Origin of the sequence: Eggerthella sp. AM16-19 (genome assembly GCF_003474385.1) — a bacterium.
In the GTDB taxonomy this organism is placed as follows: Bacteria; Actinomycetota; Coriobacteriia; order Coriobacteriales; family Eggerthellaceae; genus Senegalimassilia.
Genome location: NZ_QUCY01000001.1, coordinates 179,414 through 195,044 on the forward strand (window position 1 = coordinate 179,414; position 15,631 = coordinate 195,044).

A 15,631-nucleotide genomic window follows, 5' to 3' on the forward strand; every position below is an offset into this window, starting at 1 on the left:
CCCTTACTCCTTTCGCAGGTCGATGATGCGCTTTGCCTTGCCCTCGCTGCGCTCGATGGACTTAGGCTCGACGAGCTTGATGTCCACTGCGATCTGCAGGTTGCCCTTGAGCTCGGTGGCCAGACGCTTCTTGAGCGCTTCGAGCTTGCGGATCTCGTCGAACGGGAACTCAGGCACGGTCTCGACGCGCAGCTCCACGTGGTCGAGCGGGCCACGCGTAGTCAGGATGATCTGGTATTGCGTGGCGATCTCGGGGAAGCCGGTGAGAACCTGCTCGATCTGGGACGGGAACACGTTCACGCCGCGCAGGATGAGCATGTCGTCGGAACGGCCGATGATGCGATCGATCTTGCGATGCGTGCGGCCGCAGGCGCAAGGCTCGGAGATGATGCGCGTGATGTCGCGCGTGCGATAGCGCACAAGCGGGCAGCACTCGCGCGTGAGCGTGGTGAACACCAGCTCGCCGTACTGCCCATCGGGCACCGGCTGCAGAGTGTCGGGGTCGATGATCTCGGCGAAGAAGTGATCCTCGGCCAGGTGCAGGCCGCTCATCTCCTTGCACTCGAAGGCCACGCCCGGGCCCATGACCTCCGACAAGCCGTAGACGTCGCAGTACTGCACGCCCAGCTTCTCGGCGATTTCGTCGCGCATGCCCTGGCTGCAGGGCTCGGCGCCGAAGATGCCGGCGCGGACCTTCAGGTCGGTTGCAGGGTTGATGCCCATCTCGATAGCGGTGTCGGCGATATGCAAGGCGTAGGACGGCGTGCACGCCAGCACGTCGACCTCCATATCCTTAAGCATCTGGATTTGACGCTTGGTGTTGCCCGAGGAAATGGGGATGACCGCGCAGCCAGCGGTTTCGCCGCCCCTGTGAGCGCCCAGGCCACCGGTGAACAGGCCATAGCCGTAGGCGATCTGCATGGTGGCGTTCTCGTCGCAATCGCAGATGGCAAGACCGCGCGCAAAGCACTCGCCCCAATGCTTCAAATCGTTTTCCGTGCACCCGACGACCGTGGCCTGACCGGTAGTGCCGGATGAGGCATGAAGGCGTACGACCTTCGATCGCGGCACGGCGAACAACCCGTCAGGGTAGTTGTCGCGCATGTCCTGCTTGAGAACGAACGGGAACTTCGTGATGTCTTCGAGCGTTTTCAGGTCGCCCGGTTCGACGCCGGCGTCCTTGAAGCTCTTCTGATAGAAAGGGACGTTGTCATACGTATACTGCACGCACCACTTCATGCGCTCGAGCTGCAGGTCGCGCAGCTCCTCACGTGACATCGTTTCGATTTCCGGCTGGAAGTACACCTTTCTCTTACCTTTCTTTGTGCGCGGCGCCTGGCGTGCGGTGGGCGCGTATCGCCGCTTAAATATGAAGTAACCCGCTAGCTTCGATCCGGACCCTTCAAGATAACCTCGTTGATGGGATCGTACACGCTAGCGAACAGGTCTTGGCGCACGATGTTTCCGTTCACGTCCTTGACCGTACGCGTCACCTCGATGGTCGAACCGTCGGTGCCGCGCGTTTTCACGTAGCTGGTGCCCGGCGCAAGGGTATCATCCACTTTGGTGGTGGTCGAATACTTCTTGCCCGCCTCCCATTGACCGGTTTCGGTGGTTACCTGATAGCCGGGATCGACTCCATACAGTGTAGCGGTTACCGACCCGACTTGGGTGGAAACCTTTACCAAAACATCGCTGGAGATGTCGTTTCGCCACACAAGGTCAAGTTCGGGGTACGAGACGGCCGCATCGCGTCCGGCCGGATAGCTGGCGATGTAGAGCGAATGATTATGGCGCTCGACGATCGGAAGACCGGACTCGTAAACCGCATCGAACACCGTAGTGGCAACCTGGCAGATGCCGCCGCCCACAGAATCGGTGTACTCGCCATCGATGATGGCGCCCGCTCCCAGGAACCCTTTCTCCTCGTTGCAATCCCCCGTGGTCCCGTTATACGACCACGTCTCGCCGGATTTGCAGATGGAGTTGTCAAGTATCTGGGAGACCAGCTCGATATTGTGGTTGCGGTTCTCGGTGCCTTGGCCCGTGGTATAGGTGGTGGTGAAGGTACCGATAGGGCCGACCACGCCTTTATCGACGGCCTCCTGGAAGGTGAGACGCTGAGGCATATCTTCGGCATCCACCTCGATCACGGGAACCTGTTGCGCCGGGGCAACGCTATCCCCTTGCCCGAACAACGCAGAAGACAACTCTTCTGCGGCATCCGACACATCGGGGAGCTTGCCTTGCCCGTCGGTGGTGACGCTCACCTGGCCGGACCCATCGGTCTCGAAACCGACGCCTGAGAGCGAATCGCCCTCAGCCTGACGGATGCCCGATGCCATGGCCGACTTGGACAGCTGTTGGTCGATATAGGGGCGCAAACGCCAGCCATCCCCCGCCCGCTCCACGCACGTGGATACCCAGGCGCCGACCTCGGAGGCGGTTGCCTGCCATGTATGACCGCCAAACTGGAAACGTGCGCCCCCGGCAAGCGCCGAGGTGACGTCCTGACCCAGCTGAGCAGCGGCATCGGATGATATGCGCACGGGGGTGTACTCGGTATGCGCGACGATACGCCCATCGGAGAAACCGAGCATGGCGTCACCGAGAAGACCTGCCAGCGTTTGCCGGTTGACCTCCCAGCCGTCATTACCCCGCACCACATAGGCCACGCCGCCGGAAACCTTCACATCGTAGTCCACGCGCGCCTGCCCGATGGCCGCATCGATGCCCGAAGCAAAGTCCTCAAGCGCCCCTTCATCGAAGGAAGGTTCCACTTCGATGCGTTTACCGAACAAACCCGCGCCCACGCGCGCGAGCACGCCGCCGTCGGAGCGCCCCACAGCAAGCGCCTGCTGGGCAAGCTGGCCGGAATCCAGCGACGCCCCCAACTCCGCGCCGGTGGTCTGCCACGCCTGCTTCGAAGCCATGGCCTCGTCCACCGCCACCTGCTCGGCAAGCGCCGCATCCTGCTGGTTTTGCGCCGCAGCGGCCTCGTCGGTTTGCTGCGCCGCCTCGTCGGAAGCGAACACCGTGGCGCTAGCCTGCTGAAGCGGCTGCGCGTAGGCTTGGTCGAGCGTTTGCTCGATCTCCTGGGCGCTCAGCCCGGACACGTCGATATCGCCGACCTTGACGCCGGAGTACGCACGACCAGCATGGGAAACCCCATCGACGGCGCAAACGACGACGAGCGCGATAGCGCACACCGACACGATAAGCGCGGGCCTGCTCTTCCGCACAAGCTTGAACCAGGCGCGAAGCAAGGCGCCTACCACGCGCCCGATGGCGCGGACAAGGGTGGTAAGAACCCCGAATAGCAAGGAAAGCACGCTCCCGGCAACTGATGCAATGGCGGAACCGCCGCCAGAACGCGCTTGCCCGCGATCGCGAGCACCGGAAGGACGCGAAGAGGTGCGCTGCTGCTTGGTCCATAGATTTGGCTGCACGCCCGAACGTTCGGTCCCCGCAGAATGCATGCGACGACCCGACCGCTGGGCGGTTCGGGCCGTCGATGACGTTCTATTCCCTTGTCTTGGCGCACGAGGCGAACCCGCACCCGCGCAGGAGCGGCCGGATGCATGTTGATAAGATCCGCCGGAGGAGGAATGCGCGGCCGCATGTCGAGGAGATCCGTTGCTGCTCCTGGGCCTTCCAGAGTTTACGCGAGCGTAATCACCCGAACGCGTTTGCGAGCCAGGACGCGAAGCACCCCCTCGCGAAGACCTGCTATGCTGCGGAGCACTCACCTTACTCGCCCCTTCGCTTCAAGCCGACGAGCCTTCTGCATCTTGCGGTACCCGGCCAACACATAGTACAGCGTGGTGAACAGGCCAATCAGCAAGCCGGCGTACACGAACCAAATGCCCCAAGAGCATGCCTCGGAACCAAAGCCCGGCAACCAGGATGCTTCAAACCAGCCAAGCCCGCCGATGAGGGGCATGTTCAGCAACAAGCCCGCGAACCCGACGAACAAAAACGTGGTGGCCACCTTGCCGGGATAGATGACGGCGACGCGCTCGTGATAGCGCTTCAGCAGATACGCTCCCCCGACAAGGAGCATCAGATCGCGCCCCAAAACGACGAAGACGATCCAGATAGGCAAACGGCCCACGAGCATGAGCCCGATGACGCCGCAGCTCATGAGGATCCTGTCCACCGCAGGGTCGAGCAGCTGTCCGAGCTTCGACACGCAGTTCGTGCGCCGCGCAAGCTGGCCGTCGATCCAATCGGTGCCAGCCGCCAGCGCGAACATGAACGTGGCGAGCAGATCGTAGCCGTTGAGCAACAGCACCATGTACACCGGCACCATGCACAACCTGATGAAGGATATAACGTTGGGAATGGTGAAGATGCGGTTAGTGACTGCTTCGGTTTTCTGAGATGACATGTGTTCCCTACCCCGTGGCCTGCAACGTAAGACGGGGCGCCCGAAAGCGCCCCGCGCAAGTTTCGAATGCGATTATACTAACCTACCGAGCATCGAAAGGTTACGGTTGGGCTACCTATTCACCGGCATCTTCACGTTTAGGAGCGGCTTTGGGCCGCTCGGGGATGCTGAAGGTGTGCACGCGCTTTTGCCGCGATACGGTCTCATAGGTGGGCAGCATGGTAAGGCTGCCCTTGGGGCACTCATAGGTGCAACTGCCGCATTGGACGCAGCGGAAGTGGTCGATGGCCCAGGTACGAGCCTTCTTGTCAACCTCGATAGCACCGCAAGGGCAGCGCTTGACGCACAGGCTGCACAAGATGCAGGTGGACTCGTCGACCTCCACATGACCTTTCAAGCCCGCGGGAGGCTCGGGTTTCACCACGGGGTACAGCACGGTCTCGGGCTTTTTGAACAGCGAGCCGAACGTCATTTTTCCAAGTTTGAATCCGCTCATCGCTCTACCTTTCCGTGCAGCTGATGCAAGGGTCGATGGTCAGGATGATGTTGTTCACATCAGCCAGATCGCAGCCCTTCAGGGCGATGGTCATGCCTGCGATGTTCTGAGAGGTTGGCGTGCGCATGCGCATGCGCTCCAAGAACTTCGTGCCGTTGCCGCGTGCGTAGTAGTAGCACTCGCCGCGAGGCTGCTCGAGCACGTTGCAGGCCTCGGCGCCATCGGCGGGATTGCCCTTGACCTTCACTTCGATATCGCCGGCGGGCATTCGGGAGATGACCTCTTCGATGATGTCGATGGACTGCAGCACCTCAAGGCAGCGCACCTGAACGCGCGCATAGCAATCGCCGTCGTTGGACAGGATGGGCTGGAACTCGGAAAGCTTGCCGTACCAGCCGTTGCCGAGCATGCGTACATCGTAGTTCACGCCCGAAGCGCGGCCGAACGGGCCGACCATGCTTTGCGCGACGGCGTCGTCGTGGCTGACATAGCCGACGCCCACCAGACGGTTCTTCACCGAGGTATCGGTGAGCAGCGTGTTCATGATCTGGCGATACTCGTCCTTCAGACCTTCGAGAACCTGCTTGATGTATGCGAACATGGCATCGTCGACATCGCGCACAACGCCGCCGACCTTGACCACGGATAAGATAACGCGGCCGCCGGTGGTCTTCTCGAAGATGTCGAGCACGCGCTCGCGTAGGCGCCAGCAGTGCATGAACAGGCTTTCGAAGCCGAAGGCGTCGGCGGCAAGGCCGAGCCACAAGACATGCGAGTGGATACGCGAGAGCTCATGCCACATGACGCGCAGCGCCTGGGCCCTGTCGGGGATCTCCACGCCCATGAGCTGCTCGACCGTTTCAGCATAGCCCATGGAATGACCGAAGGCGCAGATGCCGCAGATGCGCTCGGCAACATAGATGAACTGGTTGTAGTCGCGCGTTTCCACGAGCTTCTCAAGGCCGCGATGCACGAAGCCGATCTGGGGCATGGCCTCGATGACCTTCTCGTCTTCGACGACGAGATCCAGATGAAGCGGCTCGGGGAGAACCGGATGCTGCGGTCCGAAGGGGATGACGGTTGCCTTTCCCATGCTATTCACCAGCCTTTCCGTTTTCCTGCGCTTGGCGCTGCTTCTCCTCGAACGCGGCGCGCACCTTGGCGGCCTTCTCGGGATCCATGTTCTTCAAACGCTCCTCGAGCACGGCGACCTTCTCGTCGTGCTCGGCCTGAGCGGTTTCCTGCCGTGCGCGCGCATCGAGCGCGGCGCGTACCTTGGCGGCCTTCTCGGGATCGAGCTGGGCGAGCTTGGCGTCGAGCTCGGCCTGCTGCTGGGCCGTGGCCTGGCCGGTGGCCCGCTGGCTTTCCATCTTCGCCTCGTTGGCAAGCGCCCCGCGGACAGCCTGGGCCCTCTCGGGCTCCATGCCCGAGAGCTTGGCCTTCGCGGCCATAGCCGCACGCACCTTGGCGGCCTTCTCGGGGTCCATGGCCGCAAGCTTTGCCTCAAGCGCCTCGTCGTACACCTGCGGGCGGGCAGCCTGCGCCTCGGCCTCGGCCCGCTTGGCCTTTGCGGCAAGCGCTGCCTTGACGCGGGCGATCTTCTCAGGATCGGCGCCGGCCATCTTCAGCTCGATGTCCTCGGCGTTTGCCGAAGGCGCCACGCCGGAGACCTTGCCCCTGGCGTCGGGGTGGGATGTGACGAAGCTTGCGTTGGCCGCAGCCGCCTGGCGGGCGCGCTCGGCCTTGGCAGCCGCCGCCTTCTTGGCCTTCTCGCGGGCGGCCTTCTGAGCCGGCGAGATGATGGTCATGGGAGTGGGCTGCGCCGTCACGTAGAAGTTGCCGCCGAAATCGATGGCGATGTCGCGGACGTTCACGCCGAACAGGTCGTGGATCTCGTTCTCGAACACGAACGCCGCGATGAAGCGGTCGGTGATGCTGGGGATGGGGATCTCAGGCGTGACGCTTTTGATGGTGAAGACCTCGAGCACGCCGTCTTTCATGAATGTATACTGCACGTCGATGCCGGCTTCGGTATTGACGGCGAGCAGCTGCACGAAACGGTGGCCCTCCGTCTGCATACGCTCGGACAGGGCGGGCAGGCCCTCGACCGAGATCTCCTGGTACTGTGCGGGTATTGCCATGGCGCTTACGCCTCCTTCCCGTTCTTCATTGCGGCGCGCTTCTCCTCCAGGATGCCCACGGCCTCGACGACCGCATCGATGATGGCCTCGGGGCGCACCGCGCAGCCCGGAGCGTACACGTCGACGGGAATGGCCTGGTCGACGCCGCCGATAACGTTGTAGCAATCGTGGAAGATGCCGCCGGAGCATGCGCAGATGCCGCATGCCACGACCACCTTCGGCTCGAGCATCTGTTCGTAGATCTCCTTGACGACCGAGATGTTCTGCTCGTTGACGCTACCCGTGACCAGGAAGATGTCAGCGTGCTTGGGGTTGCCGGTGTTGATCACGCCGAAGCGCTCGGCGTCGAAGCCGGGGCACAGGGCCGCCAGAACCTCGATGTCGCAGCCGTTGCAGCTTGATGCGTCGTAGTGGATGACCCACGGCGATTTCGCGAAATAAGCCATTGCGACCTCCTTACAGGTACATAAGGACGGCGATGTTGATGCCGCCGGCCACCAGGGCCACCGCCCACGCGCTCTTGAGCATAAGCTGCCACTTCACGCGGGCGAAGTTGTTGTCGATGAGGATTTCCAGGAAGAACGCGGCAAGGGCGGCGACCACGGCCACAACGAGGGAGACGGGGTTGCCCCACACGAAGAACAGGCCGATCCACCCGAGCGCCAGGACGTTCTCGCACCAGTGCATGACCTCCACCTTCGCGAGCGTGCGACCGCTCATCTCGGTGGTGACGCCCTTGACGAGCTCCTGGTGGGCGTGGTGCGAATAACTCAGGTCGAAGGGGCTTTTGCGCATCTTGATGGTGAGGATGAACAGGAAGCCCAGGAAGGCGATCCAGGTGGCGCCGATGGCCGGAACCTCCAGGCCGAACACCGCGCAGCTGTCGAACGAACCCGTTGCCAGGAAGAACACCACGGCGATGAACAGGCTCATGGGCTCTTCAGCCATGATCTGCAGCGCCTCGCGGGCCGCGCCGACCTCGGAGTAGGGGCTGCGGGTGCAGTACGCCGCCAGAATGAAGAACAGGCTGGACAGCGTGAGCACGAACACGGACAGCAGCAGGTTGCCGCCGCCGAAGAAGATGCCGCCTGCCAGGATGGCGAACACGAGGGCGCAGGTGATGTAGGTGCCCTCGACGTTGTTCACCGCCGCGCGGTCCTTCTCCAGAAGCTTGCGTACATCGTAGTAGGGCTGCAGGATGGGCGGGCCGACGCGGCCCTGCATGCGGGCGGACAACTTGCGGTCAAGGCCGGCGAGCAGGCAGCCGACCACAGGAGCGAGCACGGCGAAGGCGATGGTGCCCACGATGATGGGGATCAAATACATGAGACACTTCCCTTCCTAGAGCAGCCCGCACAGCGTGGCGATAGCTGCGCAGAACCCGACGACGATGATGATGCTGGTGGCCCAGACGCCCACCGGGGTGATCTTAGGCTCGCCGAAGACGCCCTCCATGTACCAGTTACGGGATGTGGCCATGGTCTCACCGGACGAGGAGTTGCGGAACGTGCGGTTGGCGTTGTTCTCGCTGACGCCGGCAAGGTAGACGGGAACCTGCTTGACCTGCTTGGAACCCAAGCCGCCGAACAGGACGACGAACACCACGGCCGAAAGCAGAGCGGCAACCCAGAGATTTGCCTGGCTGACGCCCTGGGAGCACACGCCGAACACGTCGACGATGTAGGGCTCGACCAGGAACGTGGACAGGACGGGCAAACCCACGCAGCACAGCATGGAGAGCACAGCCATGACCATGAGCGCGATCCACTCGCTGCGATGCACGGTGGTCTCGACGTTCAGAGGATGTGCGGCGATGCCCGAAAGCTTGCCGAGCCACTTGGCCCAGAACAGGAACGTGGCGGCAGAGCCGAAGCCCAGGATGAGGATAAGGGCGACGTTGCCGGTGTCGGCGAAGCTGACGAGCGTGCCCCACTTCGCAACGAGCATGCCGAAGGGCGCCACGAACATGATCATGATGCCGGCCATCATGAAACGGGCCAGACGCGGCATGCGCTCGAACATGAGGTCCATGTCCTCGATGTCGCGACTGCCGATATGATGCTCGGCGGTGCCCACGCACAGGAACAGGAGGCTTTTAGCCACAGCGTGGAACAGCACCAGGAACGTTGCCGCCCACACGGCCTCGGGGGTGCCCACACCGGCGCAGGCCACGATGAGACCCAGGTTGGCGATGGTGGAATACGCCAACACGCGCTTTGCGTTGGTTTGCGAGATGGCCATGAAGCTGCACAGCAGGAAGGTCAAACCGCCCACGAGGATGGTCATGACCGCCGCCACGGGGCAGACGAGGAAGATCGGCGAGAGCTTGATGAGCAAGAAAACGCCGGCCTTGACCATGGTGGACGAATGCAGGAGCGCGGAGGTGGGAGTAGGTGCCACCATAGCGCCGAGCAGCCAAGTGTGGAACGGCATCTGAGCCGCCTTGGTGATGCCGGCGAACGCCAACGCCACCGCAGGCAGGGCGGCAAGCGCCGGAGCCATGACGCCGGCGGCGATGAACTCCACGAGCGAGAGCGTGCCCATGGTCAGCGCGATGGCGAACAGCGCCACCAGAAAGCCGATGCCGCCAGCCAGGTTCATGATGATCTGGCGAAACGCGTTGTTGATGGCCTCAGGCGTTTTGGTGTAACCGATGAGCAAAAACGAGCACACCGTGGTGATCTCCCAGCCGGTGAACATCCACAACAGGTTGTTGGAGAACACGATGACGTACATGGCGGACAGGAACAGGAACATGAGGGCGAAGAACCTCGGACGGCGATCCTTGGCATCGGCAGGCTCATGAGCCTGGAAATCCTCCATATAGCCCAAAGCGTAGATGCAGATGCCGCTGCCGACGACGCCGATGATGAACGTGGTGACCAGCGTAAGGCTATCCAGGTACAACCCATATTGCACTTCGATGCCATGGGCGACGAACACGTCGAACACCAAAGAGCCCACAACCTGCACCACGGCAAGCACGCATGCCAATACGTTCTTGTACTTCACGCCGAAGCACAAGATGACCGCGGCGATGACCAAGCCGATGAGCGTGCATACGATATCGATCGCACCTGAAGAGAACTCGATTCCGACCCACGGCGTGCCCAGGTTGGCCAATACCAGCCAAACAGACCCGAATCCGATGATCACCGCTGAAGAGCACACGATGACGCGTCGCGCCGTCTCGTTGCCCACGAGCAGCAGCACACCGGCCACGAGCAACGGGAACAGAATCAGAAACCCGATGAGAGCCACGCTGCTTCCCCCTTTCATTTTCCTTGCTAGCCGAATCCGACCCCGCGAACCTTCTAGCGCCACATAAAGCCGAACGTGCCCGGGGTCGGGCACGGATAGCACTCTACCATCCCACCGGCCGTTTCCCCCGCAAGCATAGAGGACGGACGGTATGCTCGGTAAATGGGTCCGTTTTAACAACAAAATACCGGTAAACGGCATATCGTGGGCACAATGATTCCCCATTCCGAAGATATTGGGGTACAAGCGGAGCGCTATTTCGCAGCCACCCGAATCCTGCAAGACGGAAAACCGCTCCTTCGCCCGAATCCGAGAAGTGCACAGAGATGACGATTCCATGACAGAGAAGAAACGCCCGTTCGTACGCCAATGGATTTGCTAGGATAACCCAACGTCATGTTTCAATCGCTTGCCAACATATTCCACCGTATCCGCCGCACGGACTCAATGCTGTGCGCGCCATGCTCGCTGCCCGCCTACGGCACCTGCAGCCTCACCTCCATGCTCATATGATGCGTGCGCGCAAACCGCGCTGATCGAACACGTATCATATCGGCTTTTTGGAGGATCTTCTTTTGAACAATGCAAGCTCCGCCGCAGCACACCGTGTGCGCATCACGGGTGTTGTGGTCTTCGGCGCCTTCTTGGCGCTGCTCAATCAAACCGTCATGTCCCCCGCCCTGCCCGTCATCATGGCCGACTTCGCCATCGATGCCTCCACGGCACAGTGGATCATGTCCATATACCCTCTGGTCAGCGGCATCATGGTGCCGGTTTCCGCCTTTTTGATCGACCGCTTCACCACCCGTCAGCTGTTCTTCGCCGCAACGGGTGCGTTTGCCGCGGGAACCGCGCTTTGCGCCGCTGCCCCGACATTTTTCCTTCTGATCTGCGGACGAGTGCTGCAAGCGGCCGCATCCGGCGTGTTATTGCCGTTGGTATCGGTGGCTCCCATGCTCGTGTTTCCCGTGGAGAAGCGAGGAACCGCCATGGGCATGGCCGGCATCGTGATGTCAGCAGGTCCCGCGATCGGGCCCGTCGTGGGCGGGGCCATCATCGACGCGTACGGATGGCGCGCATGCCTGGGCTGCATCGTTCCGTTGGCCCTAGCGTCGCTTGCCTGTGCCGTGTTCTTGCTCGATAACGTCGGGGAAGGAAAGCGACCGCATCTCGATGTGCCGTCCGTCGCGCTTTCCACCGTGGCGTTCGGAGGCATGCTGTACGGCTTCTCCAGCGCATCTTCGATGGGTTGGACGAGCCCGGTGGTACTCGGATGCATCATCGCGGGCGTAGCCTGCCTGGCGCTGTTCGCTCGCCGTCAGCTGCGCTTAGAGGACCCGCTGCTCGACCTGAGATGCCTGAAATCGAGCGATTTCGCCGTTGCCGCCATCGTCGTCACCCTTATCAACGCGGCATGCCTGGTCACCAACACCATTTTGCCCATTTTACTGCAGACTGCGATGGGCGCGACGGCGCTGCAGACGGGCATGGCGATGCTTCCCGCCGCCGCGGTCGGCATCCTTATCAGCCCCATCTCGGGCGTGGTGTTCGACAAGTTCGGCCCGCGAGCCATTTCCGTGGGCGGTTTGACGCTCATGACCGTGGCTCTGTTCGCTCTCTCGCGCATGGATGCAAGCTGCTCGATCGCGATGGTGGCGGTGCTGTGCGCTGCGCAGGCTGCAGGTCAATCGTTGGCGAACATGCCGGTGAACACCTGGGGCATCAACGCGCTTGAGAACAGCCAGATCGCCCATGGCAACGCCATCGCCAACACCGGACGTCAGGTTGCAGGCGGCCTGGGGACCGCTATCATCGTAACGCTTATGACCACGGTCACCTCGAACGCGGCTCTGCAAGGCGCCGCAACCATCGAGGCGACGGTTGCCGGTACGAGCGCAGCTTATATGGCATGTGCCGCTATCGGCTTGGCGGCTTTGGTCTTCGGCGTGCTGAAGATCCGCGTTGCAAAGGAGACGCGACAGCAGCCTCATGTGATTCGCGACACTGCCGCCGAGCGTTCGAAGGCCGCAAGCCAGCTTCGCGCCGGCGCCGAATAGCGCAACGTGCACCTTCCCGATAACCACAACGGCCCAGATAGCAGAATCGACGACGAACTGCGATCCGGGCCGTCTTTTCACAGAAACGTAAGTCGAGCCCCTGTTTCCAGGATGCATGCTGAGCAACGCGCATATCTGAGGGCATCCGACCGATAAGGCGCCGACAACGACCCTTATCGCGTTACCTTACCCCTCCTTCGCCGCCATGATCTTCGCAAGGGCGTCGATGAGCTTATCCGAATCGATAGGTTTCGTCAGATGCCCGTCCATACCGGCTTCCCGGCAGCGGACCTTATCCTCGGTGAAGGCGTTTGCGCTCATGGCCACGATGGGAATGGTGCGCGCATCCTCGCGTGAAAGCGAACGAATGGCACGCGTTGCCTCATAACCGTTCATATTGGGCATCATGATGTCCATGAGAATCAAATCGAACGTGCCGGCATCGGCCTGCTCGAACGCTCTGAGCGCCTTGAAGCCATCATCTGCGCACGTCACCTTCGCACCCGCCTCAGTAAGAATGAATAGAGCGATCTCACGATTCAGGTCGTTATCCTCAGCCAAAAGGATGTTCATATCGGCGAACGTCGCCCGATCGTGCGCATGGTGCTCGTTCAGCGTTGACGACGCTTCGAAATCTATGGTCAATGGCAAGGTGATGGTGCAAACCGTGCCCTCGCCCAAGCGGCTCTCATATACGAGGTCCCCATCCATGAGCTCGGCAAGCTGCTTGGCGATGACGGTTCCCAATCCCGTACCTGTTACATGCTCGGCATCCTTTCGCTGCTCACGCGAAAACGGGTCGAACAGTCGATTTTGGAAGTCTGAGCTCATGCCGATGCCGGTATCGGCGATGACGAACCTATACGTTGCCGCATCGCCTTCTTGCGCATGCTCCGAGCAAGTAACGCGTACCGCACCGCCCGGCTTGTTGTATTTCACCGCATTACTGGCGATATTCATGATCAAGCGCTTCAGATGCAGCGAACTCGCCATGACCACGGGATGGGATATGCCGCTTCGGTCGCAGCTGATGGTCACACCGAGTTGCGCGGCTTGATGCTCCATGATCTGGCAAACCTCCTCGACGACTTCAACAAGGTTGGTGGGCTGCAGGTCCAGCTGCACCTCGCCGCTTTCGAGTTTGCTCATGTCAAGAACTTCGTTGACCAGTTCGGAAAGTATCCCCGACGCCGTCCAGATCTTCTGGCGACACTCGCGCTGTTTGGCAAGATCCCCATCGTGGGCGTTGGCGATTTCCACCATGCCGCGGATGCCGTTTATGGGCGTGCGGATGTCGTGGCTCATGCGCTGCAGAAACTCGGTTTTCGCCCTGTTCGCGCTCTGCGCCTGATGCGCCGACATAGCAAGACGATCGGCGTACTCGCGCTCTTGCAGCACAAGCTGATGCAAGTGCTCGTGCTCGGATTTGCGCCGAGAGAAGGCGAACACGGCAACCACGAAGCAATACAACGCGACGGAAACCAACACGAGCCCCGCCACTTCGCCCAAGCAAGACGAAACCGGCATGAACGTGAAAACATAGTAATCACGAGCCTTGTCGAGGGAAGCGATATAGGGTTTCGATCCAGAAAGCAACAGCGTGGTCTCACCGACCTGGCAACGGCTTTTGATATCCTCGACCACCTTCGCATCAACGGGATCGAGCTGGATATCCCCGCTCATCTGATTGGAAACCATGTTGGCGGCCACAACCGAGCCATTAGATTCCACCACGATATCGCCGCTGCCCCGCACATCGTAACCCGCCAGCATATTCTGCAACGAAAGCAGATAACGATTGGAAAATGCCTCCGAAGTATAGTAGCCAGCAACAACCATGCCCGCCTGATCGATGCGCGCCGCGCAACCTACATCGATATACGACCCGTCATCGAAAACAATGCGTGTACCGTAGACTTTACGGGGATGATCCACCACATCAAGGGCTACATCAGCTGTAATCTCGTGCTGAACCATGCCGAATGTGACGTTGTTGTTGGAATATGAGCTTACAAGCCGGCCATCGGCGGTCAAAACAAATGCATTTGAAACGCCAAGCTCTCGTGCAGCACGCTCAAAATCGGCTTGGTCGTCCCCATCTCCACCATAGGAGTTGCTACGAGCAAGCAGAGAAGCGTTCTCAAGCGCAAGAACCTGGCTTGTCATGGCTACGGAATCATTGAAAGAATCGTAGGTCAGGCTCTGCGATTTCGCAAAACCGACCACATTGTCGGAGCGCGCGGCAGCTTCCCTGAGCACGGAACCGAAACCGAACATCCCGCTTACGCAAGCCACCATAACGCCGACGACGATGGCGATCGTCCAGAAACGTCCGTCTCGTTGATATTTTTTAGCCACGCACATCGCCTACTTGCAGAAACGGCGAAGGATCCTCGAAGTACCTCGAGAGAATCTCATACATGGTGCCATCTTCGATCATGTCCTCAAACGCGTCCGAGAGCGCAACATCGATGCCACGATGGTCGTTTAGATCGAACGCGCAGCCAAGACCGACATCGAGCAATGACTCATCTAGGATACGCACGTCCACACCGTAGTCTTGCTCATACTGCAATATCGAGGTCTCGTGCGCCGCAATGGCGTCAACGGAGCCCTTCAATAACGCGGGGACCAAATATGAACGGTCGGAGAAGCTGAACACGTTCGCCACCTCCGGCATGTCGGGGTTCGTGCGGTTAAGCAGAATGCCCTCCGGCTTGGTAGTGGATTGCACGGCAACGCTTTTACCCTCAAGATCGGCAAACGAGGTGATTGCGCTTGAGGGTTCGACCGCCACTACCTGACGGCTTTTCATATAAGGTCCAGCCCAGCGATAATCGGCCTCGCGACCCGTCATCGAGAAGCAGCCCGCGATACAATCGAGCTCGCCTGTGGCAAGCAACTCGTTTTTCTTCTCCCAAGCAATGTATTTGAATTCGGGTTTATACCCGATGCGACCTAACGCCTCGGTAAGGATATCGACATCGATGCCGCTGGCATTGCCTTCCGCATCGTCGGAAACGAACGGCGGGAAGGGATCGGTGCCGATCACAAGGGTTTTCAGCTCCGTCGACTTCGAAGGTTCGTTCGAGCTTGAGAATACGCAGGCAGGAAGCGTAAAAGCCAATAACGCCGAAACGACGATAAGCGCGATAAGCTTCTTACTAGCCATCTGTATCCTAACCTCGGTGACACCCCCTACGCAGTATAGCCGAATCCTAGATATTACCTCGGAAAAACGGCCGTATCATCATACGCGACCGCATCGCAATGTGAGGCCGCCCCC

General features: G+C 60.6%; 12 protein-coding genes. 1 reads left to right on the top strand and 11 read right to left on the bottom strand.

Features of this window, described 5'->3' with window-relative positions:
- Nucleotides 1-3: 3 nt before the first annotated feature.
- From DW178_RS00890 to DW178_RS00925, 9 genes are all read right to left on the bottom strand, one after another.
- Nucleotides 4-1,305, bottom strand: coding sequence for a phenylacetate--CoA ligase family protein (locus DW178_RS00890; RefSeq protein ID WP_118349256.1), 1,302 nt, complete (start codon nucleotides 1,303-1,305; stop codon nucleotides 4-6).
- A 77-nt stretch (nucleotides 1,306-1,382) separates the two neighbouring features.
- Nucleotides 1,383-3,323 carry a VanW family protein gene (locus tag DW178_RS00895; RefSeq protein WP_158573945.1) on the bottom strand — a complete coding sequence of 647 codons (1,941 nt, stop codon included), beginning with the start codon at nucleotides 3,321-3,323 and terminating at the stop codon, nucleotides 1,383-1,385.
- Nucleotides 3,324-3,745: 422 nt separating this feature from the next.
- Nucleotides 3,746-4,390, bottom strand: a complete 645-nt coding sequence (locus DW178_RS00900; RefSeq protein ID WP_118349258.1) for a CDP-alcohol phosphatidyltransferase family protein — start codon at nucleotides 4,388-4,390, stop codon at nucleotides 3,746-3,748.
- Between the two features lie 115 nt (nucleotides 4,391-4,505).
- On the bottom strand, nucleotides 4,506-4,886 hold the full coding sequence (locus tag DW178_RS00905; protein WP_042434255.1) for a 4Fe-4S dicluster domain-containing protein: 381 nt from the start codon (nucleotides 4,884-4,886) through the stop codon (nucleotides 4,506-4,508).
- Between the two features lie 4 nt (nucleotides 4,887-4,890).
- On the bottom strand, nucleotides 4,891-5,979 hold the full coding sequence (locus DW178_RS00910) for a hydrogenase large subunit (protein WP_118349259.1): 1,089 nt from the start codon (nucleotides 5,977-5,979) through the stop codon (nucleotides 4,891-4,893).
- Nucleotide 5,980: 1 nt separating this feature from the next.
- A complete protein-coding gene (locus tag DW178_RS00915; protein WP_118349260.1) occupies nucleotides 5,981-7,027 on the bottom strand; it encodes an NADH-quinone oxidoreductase subunit C in 1,047 nt (348 codons plus the stop codon).
- Nucleotides 7,028-7,032: 5 nt separating this feature from the next.
- Nucleotides 7,033-7,473 carry an NADH-quinone oxidoreductase subunit B family protein gene (locus DW178_RS00920; protein ID WP_042434261.1) on the bottom strand — a complete coding sequence of 147 codons (441 nt, stop codon included), beginning with the start codon at nucleotides 7,471-7,473 and terminating at the stop codon, nucleotides 7,033-7,035.
- Nucleotides 7,474-7,483: 10 nt separating this feature from the next.
- Complete coding sequence (locus DW178_RS11485; RefSeq protein WP_286168432.1) at nucleotides 7,484-8,353, bottom strand: NADH-quinone oxidoreductase subunit H; 870 nt, start codon at nucleotides 8,351-8,353, stop codon at nucleotides 7,484-7,486.
- 15 nt (nucleotides 8,354-8,368) lie between these two features.
- A complete protein-coding gene (locus DW178_RS00925; RefSeq protein ID WP_286168433.1) occupies nucleotides 8,369-10,288 on the bottom strand; it encodes an NADH-quinone oxidoreductase subunit 5 family protein in 1,920 nt (639 codons plus the stop codon).
- Nucleotides 10,289-10,863: 575 nt separating this feature from the next.
- Between DW178_RS00925 and DW178_RS00930 the strand changes: the two genes are divergently transcribed.
- Nucleotides 10,864-12,345: a DHA2 family efflux MFS transporter permease subunit gene (locus DW178_RS00930; RefSeq protein ID WP_286168434.1), complete on the top strand. Its 1,482-nt coding sequence runs from the start codon at nucleotides 10,864-10,866 to the stop codon at nucleotides 12,343-12,345.
- A gap of 186 nt (nucleotides 12,346-12,531) precedes the next feature.
- Here the strand turns inward: DW178_RS00930 and DW178_RS00935 are convergent, their stop codons facing one another.
- Both DW178_RS00935 and DW178_RS00940 read right to left on the bottom strand, forming a co-directional pair.
- Nucleotides 12,532-14,703, bottom strand: coding sequence for a hybrid sensor histidine kinase/response regulator (locus DW178_RS00935; protein ID WP_158573947.1), 2,172 nt, complete (start codon nucleotides 14,701-14,703; stop codon nucleotides 12,532-12,534).
- On the bottom strand, nucleotides 14,696-15,517 hold the full coding sequence (locus DW178_RS00940; protein WP_118349263.1) for a substrate-binding periplasmic protein: 822 nt from the start codon (nucleotides 15,515-15,517) through the stop codon (nucleotides 14,696-14,698). Before DW178_RS00940 ends, DW178_RS00935 begins: the two co-directional genes overlap by 8 nt.
- Nucleotides 15,518-15,631 lie beyond the last annotated feature (114 nt).